At 37.0% G+C, this 11,521-nt stretch carries 6 protein-coding genes and 6 pseudogenes; 7 read left to right on the plus strand and 5 right to left on the minus strand.

What is annotated here, in order from left to right; all coding sequences use genetic code 11:
* Nucleotides 1-305: 305 nt before the first annotated feature.
* On the minus strand, nucleotides 306-1,580 hold the full coding sequence (locus NI466_RS14940) for an MFS transporter (protein WP_004733173.1): 1,275 nt from the start codon (nucleotides 1,578-1,580) through the stop codon (nucleotides 306-308).
* A gap of 72 nt (nucleotides 1,581-1,652) precedes the next feature.
* Entirely contained in the window at nucleotides 1,653-3,287 is a 1,635-nt protein-coding gene (gene mqo, locus NI466_RS14945; protein ID WP_004733172.1) for a malate dehydrogenase (quinone), read from the minus strand.
* A 677-nt stretch (nucleotides 3,288-3,964) separates the two neighbouring features.
* Between mqo and NI466_RS14950 the strand changes: the two are divergent.
* The 3 genes and pseudogenes from NI466_RS14950 to NI466_RS14960 form a co-directional block, all read left to right on the plus strand.
* Nucleotides 3,965-4,465: pseudogene (locus NI466_RS14950) on the plus strand (IS3 family transposase); the annotation flags it as partial.
* 150 nt (nucleotides 4,466-4,615) lie between these two features.
* Nucleotides 4,616-4,966 carry a hypothetical protein gene (locus tag NI466_RS14955; RefSeq protein WP_004281821.1) on the plus strand — a complete coding sequence of 117 codons (351 nt, stop codon included), beginning with the start codon at nucleotides 4,616-4,618 and terminating at the stop codon, nucleotides 4,964-4,966.
* 202 nt (nucleotides 4,967-5,168) lie between these two features.
* Nucleotides 5,169-6,137: pseudogene (locus NI466_RS14960) on the plus strand (IS481 family transposase).
* A gap of 118 nt (nucleotides 6,138-6,255) precedes the next feature.
* Here NI466_RS14960 and NI466_RS14965 read toward each other — a convergent pair.
* A pseudogene (locus tag NI466_RS14965) lies at nucleotides 6,256-6,709 on the minus strand (PPC domain-containing protein).
* A gap of 302 nt (nucleotides 6,710-7,011) precedes the next feature.
* On the opposite strand from NI466_RS14965, the gene NI466_RS14970 reads away from it, so the two are divergent.
* The 4 genes and pseudogenes from NI466_RS14970 to NI466_RS14985 all read left to right on the plus strand — a co-directional run bounded on the left by NI466_RS14970 (nucleotide 7,012) and on the right by NI466_RS14985 (nucleotide 10,090).
* Nucleotides 7,012-8,217 (plus strand): tyrosine-type recombinase/integrase, encoded by a 1,206-nt coding sequence (locus NI466_RS14970; RefSeq protein ID WP_004647716.1) that lies wholly within the window; start codon nucleotides 7,012-7,014, stop codon nucleotides 8,215-8,217.
* A 50-nt stretch (nucleotides 8,218-8,267) separates the two neighbouring features.
* Nucleotides 8,268-8,384: pseudogene (locus NI466_RS14975) on the plus strand (transposase); the annotation flags it as partial.
* A 24-nt stretch (nucleotides 8,385-8,408) separates the two neighbouring features.
* A pseudogene (locus NI466_RS14980) lies at nucleotides 8,409-8,510 on the plus strand (putative oxygenase MesX); the annotation flags it as partial.
* A gap of 188 nt (nucleotides 8,511-8,698) precedes the next feature.
* Nucleotides 8,699-10,090, plus strand: a complete 1,392-nt coding sequence (locus tag NI466_RS14985) for a methylenetetrahydrofolate reductase C-terminal domain-containing protein (protein ID WP_086044992.1) — start codon at nucleotides 8,699-8,701, stop codon at nucleotides 10,088-10,090.
* Here the strand turns inward: NI466_RS14985 and NI466_RS14990 are convergent.
* Nucleotides 10,087-10,755 (minus strand): epoxyqueuosine reductase QueH, encoded by a 669-nt coding sequence (locus NI466_RS14990; RefSeq protein ID WP_004647714.1) that lies wholly within the window; start codon nucleotides 10,753-10,755, stop codon nucleotides 10,087-10,089. The genes NI466_RS14985 and NI466_RS14990 overlap by 4 nt on opposite strands.
* A gap of 239 nt (nucleotides 10,756-10,994) precedes the next feature.
* Nucleotides 10,995-11,521: pseudogene (locus NI466_RS14995) on the minus strand (IS5 family transposase); the annotation flags it as partial.

Below are 11,521 nucleotides of genomic sequence, written 5' to 3' on the forward strand. Positions count from 1 at the left end.
CGGAATTAGGTCGACCACTTACCCAAGTTACGCCTTAAATTTGGCTCAATTAGGGGCGCTTTGTATTTCAAATCTTTGTGCAACAAAGCCTTGAAAAGCTAAAATAAAAGTTGCAAATAAATAAAAACCAGTTCCACCAATAATGAACGTATAAATTGCATTGAATAGGCAATAAGCCAACAACACTGATAGTACGAAAGAATAGAGTTTGGTATAGAGAATATGTGAAAAGGGGAAAATCTGTTTCATAATTTGCTCTATTGAAAACTCACATCATATTAAAAGAAGATTTGAAGCTTAACATGCTATTCACTTTTTGCCACTGTGGCATGTTTTTTTAGTGTTGGAGATGGCTTGAATAAATGTCGCGTACGAGTAAAGCTTAGACCACAGATTATTAAACACAGCGTCCCTCCAATAAGTACTGCTGGCACCACAGAAAAATAGCGCGTCATCAGGCTCATGTGTAGGGCACCGAGCTGATTGCCTGAAGTGACTAATATGCCATTTAAAGCCGCTACACGCCCTAATAGTGCTTTTGGGGGGAGTTGCTGTAATAAAGTTTGTCGAATGACCATGCTGATGCTATCAAAGGCACCGATTAAAACAAGGAAGAAGACTGAGAGCCAAACATGGGAGGATAGTGCAAAGGCTAAAGTACACAAAGCAATTGCAAAACTACTATAGAGCATATTTCTCCATGCATTTTGCATCGGAGAATAACAGGTCAACATCAACATCATGATACAGGCGCCAATAGCTGGTGCAGCTCTGAGTATACCTAAGCCTTCAACACCAAGATGCAGGATATCGTGTGCAAAAATAGGCAGTAAGATAATGACACTACAAAAAAGCATGGCGCTGAGATCCAGCAACATACTCCAAAACATTAGTGGATGTTTAAAAATAAACAAATAGGCTTCTTTCAAACTTTTGCTTAAATGCTGTTTATGGGGGCTAGGGAATTGACGAGGACTTAATCCGAATAAGCAGATGCTACCCACGCAACACAAGAAAAAAACAATAAAGAGGGTTTTTTCAAGCCCAAGTTGGCCGAGTAAAAGTCCTGCGCATAAAGGCGCTAAAATGCCGCCTATTTGCCAAATGAGCGCGGTCCATGTGGCTGCATTGCTATAGGCTGACTCGGGGGTTAGAAAAGGGCGTAATGAATTAAATGATGGGCTGTAGATGCCTCTAAGTATGCCTAAGCAAAAGATGAGGCTATAAATGCCGCATAAAAGTGTATTTTGTTGAATGTGCTGTTGTTGGTACTGAGAAAAAAGAACAATAAATAATAATGGAATTAAAGTGCTACAGCTAAAACTCCACTGCACAATTTTTTGTCGGTTATAGCGATCAGCCCAGTCGCCACTGATCAGGGAGAGGCAAATAAAGGGGAGTAACTCAATTAAGGCAATCATGCCAAGGCTGAGTGGATTTTGAGTGAGTTGATAGATACTATAAGCAATGACGACTTCTTGAATCATGATGGTTAGAATTAAGCACAACTGATTGACACTCAGAAGTGAAAAATCACGTGAATGAAAAGCCAAAAAAGCATCGGAATGGAAAAGCGACATAAACAGAATAGTTTCAAATATGAATTAAAAAAGGATGGCGCAAAGTCCATCCTTTTTAGGGTTTAAAGCAGATTACTGTGCTTTTGCTACCGCAATAGTTTCGTCATTTGCAGCTTTAGCCATAGGTGTATATTTTAAACCAAGGGTTGTGCTGGTGTATTGGCGAACTTGGTCAAGAAGCACAGGATTAGTGCTGAGTTCTTGTTGGTACGATTTTACAATTTCATGTAATTTCGGATTCCATTTACCTGCTACTTGCTGAGGGAATGCTTTTTCAAGCAAGCTCAACATAATATAAGGGGAAGTTGAAGCACCAGGAGACGCACCTAATAGGGCAGTCACAGCACCATCTTGTGATGCAAAAATCTCGGTACCAAATTGCAAGCTTGCAGGTTTGCCTGGTTCTTTCTTAATGATTTGAACACGTTGACCACCTTGATTCATGCGCCAGTCCTCTGGTTTTGCATCAGGATAGTATTTTTTCAACTCATTAAAACGGTCTTCATCGGTCATCATGACTTGGCTAACTAAGTATTTCACCAAATCAAGATTTTCCATACCCACAGCGGTCATTGGTAAAACGTTGTTCTTAGTGGTTGATTTCAATAAATCAAGCTGAGAACCTTGTTTTAAGAACTTGTTTGAATAAGTTGCAAATGGACCAAACAACACATATTTTTTACCGTCGATATAACGTGTATCAATATGTGGAACAGACATTGGCGGTGCGCCTAATTCAGCACGACCATAAACTTTTGCAGTATGGCCTTCAGTGACTTTTGGGTTGTCGGTCATTAAGAACACGCCACCTACAGGGAAGCCAGCATATTGCTTCGCTTCTGGTAAGCCTGTCATTTGTAAAAGTTTAACCGCTGCACCGCCTGCACCAATAAAGACAAAGCGCGTTTTCACATGATCTGTTTTTCCTGTAGTGAGGTTTTTAAATGCAACAGTCCACGTTTTATCATCGTTTTGGCTAATGCCAGTCACTTCAGTCGATGTTTGTAACTGGAAATTAGATTGTTTTTTAAGGTGATCGACCAATTGAGTGGTGATCGAACCATAGTTCACATCCGAACCTACATCCATGCGTGTTGCAGCTACTTTTTGTGCAGCATCACGGCCATTCATCACCAATGGTGCCCATTGTTTAATTTCAGCAGGATTCTCAGAGAATTTCATGCCATAAAACATTGGGTTTTTAACCATTGCAGCGTAACGTTTTTCTAGGAAATTCACGTTATCGCCCCAAACGAAGGCAATGTGCGGTACAGGGTTGATAAAGCTATTTGGTTGACCCAAAACGCCTTCTTTGACTTGATAAGACCAGAACTGTTTTGCAACTTCAAATTGTTCCGCAACGTTCACAGCTTTAGAAATGTCCATTTTTCCATCTTTTTCAGAGGTATAGTTCATTTCCATAAAGCCAGAGTGGCCTGTGCCAGCATTGTTGAAGCCGTTTGAGCTTTCTTGGGCAACGTTGTCTAGGCGTTCATACATACGAATTTGCCAGTTTGGCTCAAGTTCACTAAGATATGTGCCTAGGGTTGCACTCATGATGCCACCACCAACTAAGACTGCGTCAACGACAGGCTCATTGCTGGTGTTTTGAATTTTCTTAGACGCGATAGGTCTAAATAAAAAGATTAGTGCTGCAATAATAAGCAGAACGATGAATACCAATAGGTATTTTAAAAATTTGTTCATGCGATTATGACCATGGAGGGCAGGTTTGGATCGCTTTATAGCGAAGACAAGAATAACAATTATGGTGATAGGAACACTTGTAAAGAATTAGCTTAGAGAATTGAAGTAATACTCAAAATTACAAGTATACAAAGATTAACGTTCGAAGCTATCACACATTTTTGATTGATGGATATTTTAGACTAAATATGTATTGACTTAGTAATTTTTATTGTAAATGAACATAATTAAAATATAAATACCAATGATGTTTGTTCTTGTTTATTGGTTTTTATTTTAATTCAATATCTGGTTTAAAAAAAATCAGATGTTGAATATTTATACAAATACTCAGTAATTTATTAAAAAGAAGCTTATAACTTGTTTCAAGGTTACTTTCCAACGGCTTTATTGCACAAATATTTGAAAGGCAAAGCGCCCCTAATTGAGCCAAATTTAAGGCGTAACTTGGGTAAGTGGTCGACCTAATTCTGTAAATCTGTTAAGGACTGCTACACGTGCATGAACCTCATTGTGAACCGTACCGGGTTTGTTGGAGACCAACTTTCCTGAGATGAGAAGCATTGCTTCGCACGACGTAGCGAAGCGTAGTGTTCCGATGAAAAAAGTAAAATATACCCCTGAAATCAGAGATAGAGCGGTTCAATTATTGATTGACTACCAAGACGGTATCTCAGGTGAGTGACTTTACGTATATTCAAACAAATTCAGGCTGGGTCTATACCGCCTTTATTATTGATGTGTTCTCACGAGCAATTGTTGGATGGAAAGTATCAACACGTATGAATACAGATATGGTGCTCGATGCACTGGAGCAAGCATTGCACGATTGAGGTATGCCAAGGAATGTGATTCATCATTCCCATAGAGGTGTTCAATACCTTTCCATTCGCTATACCAATCGTTTAGAAGCAGCAAATTTACGAGCATCAATCGGTACAACGGGGGACTCATACGATAATGCTTTGGCTGAAACAGTGAATGGCTTATACAAAACAGAGATGATTGAATATTTAAAAGCAGATTGGCAAAGTTTAGCAGATGTACAACTTGCGACATTAAATTGGGTAGATTGGTTTAATAAAAAGCATGTACACAGTGCACTGGGTTATGTATCGCCTTTTGAGTTTGAAGCAATGTACTATGATAAGATTAACCCGTTAAGTCAGGTGGCCTAACTTAAATAAAAAAATCTCCGATAAATCCGGTAAGGTTCAAAATGCGATTTATGGCTTTTTTATGTAAAAAAAAGTAATATTTGTTTTATTGTTAAATTATAACAATTAGTATAAATACACCTATGATTTACAGATGAAAAAGGTAGTTAAATGAAATATTTTTTAAGTTTAACTTTGTTAGTTTTAGCAATGACTGGGTGTACTTCGAGTCCAAAGACTGAAACTTTACAAGATAAGGCTACAAGCAATACTTCAGCTGATACGCAGGTCCTTAAATTTTCTGGTCCGAATGGTTTATTAATTTTTCTGAAATCATCGGATAACTTTGAAACTGCTTTAATGACTGATAACTCAGGCATGGTATATCGTTTAAAGCAAACAGTTGCTGGTAGTGGTATTCGTTTAGCTAATAATAATGGAGTTTCAATTCACTTTAAACGTGGTGAAGGGGTTGTTGAATTTGTAAAAGACCAGCCAATCAGCATTACTGAAGTAAAATAATAAGGTTTAAACTTTAAGAGAACCCCACACCATAATCTGCATACCGAAAGTTGGACACTATTCCTTGAAATGTGGTCAAACATGATCAAGGACTAATTCGCACTCTGTTAATGGGTGAATTCAAACATGAGGTGCGACAGTTTCAAAAGCCTTATGATAATCTGTGTGATTCATAGACATCACTTCAATATAATGGGTGTCTATGAACAGAGAAATTCAACAAAGACTCGTATGGGTTAAATTATTTGAAGAGACCAATAATGCTGGCCTGGTTTGTCGGAGATGTGGCATTTCTAGACCAACTTTACGCAAGTGGTGGAAACGATATTCTGAACAAGGTATTGATGGATTAAGTAGTCATAGTAAATGTCCCTTAAAATCGCCAAATACTAAAATCAATGCTGAGCTAGAAGCTTTAATATTGGAAATGCGCTCAGCTAGAAATCTTGGTGCTCGACGTTTGCAAACCGAATTAATGAGCTGCACGGAGTCTCGTTGTCCTTGGCGACTATCCATAAAGTACTATCCACCCATTAAGTCAAACCGATTAAAAAATTCCGTCGTAAAGTAGATTACATTTGTTATGAACGTCCATTACCAGGCGATAGAATTCAAATGGATACCTGTAAACTGGGTCCTGGACTATATCAGTACACATCTATCGATGACTGCACACGATATCGCGTTTTAAGGATATATAAACGCCGAACAGCTGCGAATACACTCGACTTTTTAACTGTGTAATTGAAGAAATACCTTTTCTCATACAGCGAATACAGACCGATCGTGGACGAGCATTCTTTGCTGAAAAAGTACAGAAAAAATGATGCAGTATGGAATCAAATTTAGGCCAAATAAACCGGGTTCACCTCATCTGAATGGCAAGGTAGAGCGCTCACAAAAGACTGATAAATCTGAGTTCTACGCTACTGTAGATATCGATTCAGAGGAAATTCAGAGCAAACTGGCAGAATGGCAGCATTACTATAACTGGATGAGACCACATTCGGCTTTGAAAGGTAAAACACCGATGGAAAGGTACTTTGAATTATGTGAAGAAACTCCTTTCTTAGATGAAGTCCAGAAGCAATACGACCCCTCAAATGAACGGATTCAACATGCCAATTACAAGATGTATTTAGAGATTGCTAAATTGAAACGATCTCTATGAATTACGTATCTATATCATTTTTATTAATATAAAAACATATATGTAAAAATCACGCCCCGTTTAACTGGCAATAGTTTTTGAACCCTGGTATAAAAGCTTAAAAAAATCTAGCAAGTCTTTATTTAATGTTAATACTCATCCAGTATTGAGGTTTTTTATCTTTTCTTGCCTGTGATCTAGGTTGTAATACTCTAATTTCATACTCACCTGAAGCAGGTAAAATATAAATACCCTTATCATCAAGCTCTGGAGAATATTCTCCAAGATTGATGGAGTCTTTTAATTGATTACCCCATAAGTAAGCTTCAACATTTCCTCCAGTCAACTTCACTTTTAACTTTTGCCCTTTTTTAGCATAAAATTTTTAGGAATCATACTTGTATCCATCTATCCTTCCGTAATAATTTGCAGGGTGAGCTTTTTTAGCAAACTTAACTACAATAGTCTTTCGTATATCATTGTTATCATTTGCAAGTACGACAGGGCTAACTATAGTTAAAGTTAGGGCTAACTATAGTTAAAGTTAGGGCTATCAAAGCGCCAGCTAGTAATTTCGTATTCGCTATTTCCATAATAAGGTTACCCTAATTCTTGTATCGCTCCTGACATAATAACATAACTAATAAGTAACCATGAATGATGGAGCAGAAATGTGAATAGTCATAACATGGGGTTGCACTTCAAATGCCAATTTAAGACTTGCAAAATCAATGGTTAATTAATTGGTTACTAGGGAATAACCAATCTAAATATAAATTTTATTTAACAATTACTTATAAAAATATGTGATGCGTATGATACGCATCATATGAATATCGCTTAAATTTGCTATAATTGAATTGAGCAGTGCCATTTGTGGTTAGGTTAAAAATTCATGAGTCTTACTGAAATTAAGGTACGTCAAGCTAAACCAAAGGAAAAAATCTATTTTCTGGCAGATGATGATGGCTTAAGTTTGAAGGTAGAACCAAACGGGCGTAAATCTTGGAGTTACCGCTATTCACTTGCAGGGACAAATAAACGTCCTCGCATGAAGTTGGGTGAATATCCTGTAATGTCCTTGAAAGAGGCCAGATCAGTCCGGGATGAATATAAATTTAATAATTATGAAAATAAACCACTGCATAAAAAATACATCAAAACTTTTCAGGATATTTGTGAAGAGTGGTTAGAATTTAAAATTAAAAATTCCTTTGAAGATGAACCACGATGCGGTGTAATTCAGCTCGCAAAAAAATGTTTAGATCAGGATGTTTATCCAAATATTGGACTAATGCCATTTATGGAAATTAAAAGATATGATCTAGTTAAGATTATTAAAAATATAGAATCTAGAAATGTAAAAGAACCTGTAAAGAAAGCCTATAGTTATTTAAATCAGATTTATGATTATGCGGTAGCGATGGGGTATTGTGAATATAATATTGCACATGGACTTCATAAAATATTAGTCAACAATAAGATTAAGAAAAACTATCCTCATTTAAATTCAGATGAACTATCTAATTTCTTAGCTAAATTAAATCAGATTAATACAGATCCTATTATTAAAAAAGCCCTGTTATTTAAATTATATACAGGCGTCCGTGGTGGAGAATTATTGCTTTGTGAACCACATCACTTCGATCTAGATAAAAAAATATGGAAAATACCAGCCTTACATATTAAACAATATAGAAGAAAGGTTATTTTAGGTCATGATATCCCTGATTTTTTTGTTCCACTATCTGATCAAGCACTTGAAGTTGTGAAATCAGCACTCGTTTGGTCTCATGGCGAAAAATATGTGTTTTCTAGCCCCCGAAACAATAATAAACCTATTCATTTTAATACCCTGAACTTGATTATCAGAAAAATGGGATATACTAAAAATGAATTAACTTCTCATGGGTTACGATCGACATTTAGTACCATATTAAATGAATCCGGTTTATTTCAATCAAATTGGATTGAAGCACAGCTATCTCATACTGATAAAAATAAAACCCGTGCAAGTTATAATCATGCAGAATATTTTAATCAGCGTATGGAAATGATGCAATGGTGGGGCGATTTTATTGATAGTTGTACTGTAAATTAATGGTTATGAAATCTAAGTTTTAATTAGAATAGGCTTTGTTGCACAAACCTATTCACCGCCATAAATCATTATCTAAAATTGCATCTCGTGGTAAAAGCTCAATGGGCCGGTTCTATGGCTATAAATTACATGTTGTGATGAATCAACTTAGAGAAATAGTCTGTTCACAATAATGATTTCTCTTAACTCGTAAAGTTTATGACGGTGTTGAACGTGTTCAATTGAATCTTAAGCAAGGTAAATGGATAGAAGAGAACTTCATTAAGTCGTATCAAAATATTCTTGAAAAATAGGCATTTCATTTCGCATTAGAGCGAGAATCTAATGAGAAAGTTGCCTGATTGAATGTATTGAATAGATTCATTGCATAATTGTTGACTAAAATTTTCTATATCAGCCTGTTTAAGATTAATCGGGCTGATTCTGTTAGGTCGAATATAATAGCGACCTGCTTTAATCATTTTTATTTGAACTTTATTTTATGTCACAGCTTGCTTCCCATTTTAAGCACAATCAGTTTTGTATTTTGTTGGAATATTTAAGTTCTGCTAAGGGCATTGCCGTACCAATGTCTTTAGCAGAATTTCCATGTGCGATCACTTTGGCAGATCGAGTGCATGCCGATAGTGATTTGGCACCACTTGAATGTGCGAAGACATTTCCTTCATCAGTGGAAAAAATCATCCATTATTCAGGGAAAGGTCGGGATATTACTGATTTTGAGACCTTCTTAAAATCAACTCAAGCTTCGGGACAGAAAAATTTACTGCTTCTCACAGGTGATAAGTTAAAAGGGCATACAAATGGTCAAGATGGAACGAATCGCACCCGATATTTAGAGTCTGTAAATGCGGTCATGGCCGCAAAGTGTTATGGTGGATTTCATATTGGTGTAGCTTTTAATCCCTTTAAATATGCTGAAGCTGAACGTGATGCACAATATTTAAAACTTCACAAAAAGATTAAAGCAGGAGCAGACTTTATCGTTACCCAGTTGGGTTACGATATGGAGGCTTTAAAACAAGCCAAGGCTTTTTTAAATCGTCATCGATACCCACAAAATATACTTGCTTGTGTTATGCCACTTAGTTTGGCACGTGCCAATTTTATGGTGAAACATAAGATCGCAGGAATTGTGATTACACCACACATGTTACGAGTGTTGGCTCAGGAAAAACAGGATGGACGAACTGAGAATGCTTATAAACGTTGTGCTATACAAATATTGATGTGTAAGTATTTGGGTTTTGCAGGTGTGCATCTTTCAGCATGCCATAAGCCTGAAGAGCAAAAGCTTTTAGAAAAATATATTGAACAATATCGACATTATGGTTTACAGGAACTCGAAGCACTCTGGAATGCACTGTGGCAAGTGGAGACTAAAAAGGAACTCGTGCCACAATTAGCTTATTATTCCCGCCAACCATCCTCTAGCCAGCTTATTAAATATCAGCAATTGCATTTCATGCACAAGGCTCTATTTGAGTCCAAAATTGCCAAAGGTGTGGGGCATTTTATTTTTAAAGCCTCACTCTGGGAAAATACTCCTGCAGAAAAAGCATTGTTAAAAACTGAATTTATCTCTAAGCAAGGGGTCGTGGGTTGTGAAAGTTGTGGTCAATGTAGGTTAGGAGATACTTTATATATTTGCCCTGAAACTTGTCCCAAAGGATTGGCGAATGGTCCTTGTGGTGGTACGACATTGGATCGCTGTGAGTTTGGAGATCGTGAATGCATTCATTCTGTGAAAGCCCGACTTGCCAAAGCCGTGGGACAGACTGACGTTCTAAAAGAAAAACTGATTCCAACTGTACCCATTGAAGTCCGTGGAACCAGTTCCTGGAAAAATTGGTATCTGGCGACTGAAGCTTAGCTTTCATCATCCATGGCATTCGAATAAAATTTCACGCCCAATTTGATGCGATCACGACCTTGGCTCATACGCCAACGGTTGGTATCACGTAAGGAGTATACACAGCCACAATATTCTTGTTGGTAGAATTCTTCCTTCTTGCTGATTTCAAGCATACGAACAGCACCACCATTTTTACGCCAGTTGTAGTCCCAATAGGTGATACCTTCATAATGTGAAGCAGAACGATGCCCACAATCATTGATCTGCTTCATATCTTTCCAACGAGAAATACCCAATGAGCTACTAATTAGGCTGAAGCCATTTTCAGCTGCATAAAGGGCAGTCCGTTCAAAGCGCATATCAAAACACATGGTACAGCGAATACCTTTCTCTGGCTCATTTTCCATGCCTTTGGCACGTGCAAACCAATTGTCTGTATCGTAATCACAGTCAATAAAAGGAATATTATGTTTTTCTGCAAAGCGAATATTTTCTTCCTTACGGATTTCATATTCCTTGACAGGGTGAATATTGGGATTATAAAAAAAGATCGAAAAGTCGATGCCTGATTCAATTAGGGTTTCCATCACTTCACCCGAGCATGGTGCACAGCAGGAGTGAAGCAGAAGCTTGTCATGACCTGCTGGGAGAGTCAATTTCTGACGTTCAAGTTTGTTTGACATAGTTATATGGGTTTAAATCTAAACCCTATATTTTAACGATTTAATTAGATAGTAAAGATTTGATATACTGATATTTTCTAAGGTTAAGATGAAAGAAATTCACTAATTGAAATTTAATAAGAACTAAAGTATATAAGAGAATAACTACAATAATGCTTTGGAATTAGAACATTGCAAGTTAATCAAAAGTCATTATATGAAGCTTTAAAATTAAGTGAAGAAATTATTAGGGCGTGTCCTCATTTGGCTTTGCACCAAATAAATATGCAGGCTATACGCATAGATTTATAATTGCGTGCTAGTTTATCAAATCGAGTTTGCAATAGCACGGAAATGTTTTGATCTCGCAAAAGCGTTTTCAACTAAATATCTTAATTTATATAGATATTTACCAAATTCTTTATCCGATCTCTTACTGTTTGATCTCAATGGAATAATAGGAATCATATTCTTGTTCTTAGCACATATTCGAATGTGCTCAGCATCATATCCCTTGTCAGCAATGAGATATGTTGCCTCGCCTACAATATCAATCAGTTGTTTTGCAACTTGACTGTCGTGGACGTCACCCCCAGTGATTTTAAAATCAATCGGTAATCCATTCGCGTCGGTTGCAAGATGTATTTTTGTTGTTTGTCCACCGCGTGATTGTCCAATTGCTCTTTCGAAACCATACCGAGCTCCACTTGCATGTTGATGCACGCGTATGTAGCTTCCGTCAATGAATACCCATTCTTGATCCAAGACGCCTCGTAATCTAAAAAAA

This window comes from Acinetobacter lwoffii (assembly GCF_024129595.1).
Taxonomy (GTDB): domain Bacteria; phylum Pseudomonadota; class Gammaproteobacteria; order Pseudomonadales; family Moraxellaceae; genus Acinetobacter; species Acinetobacter lwoffii_O.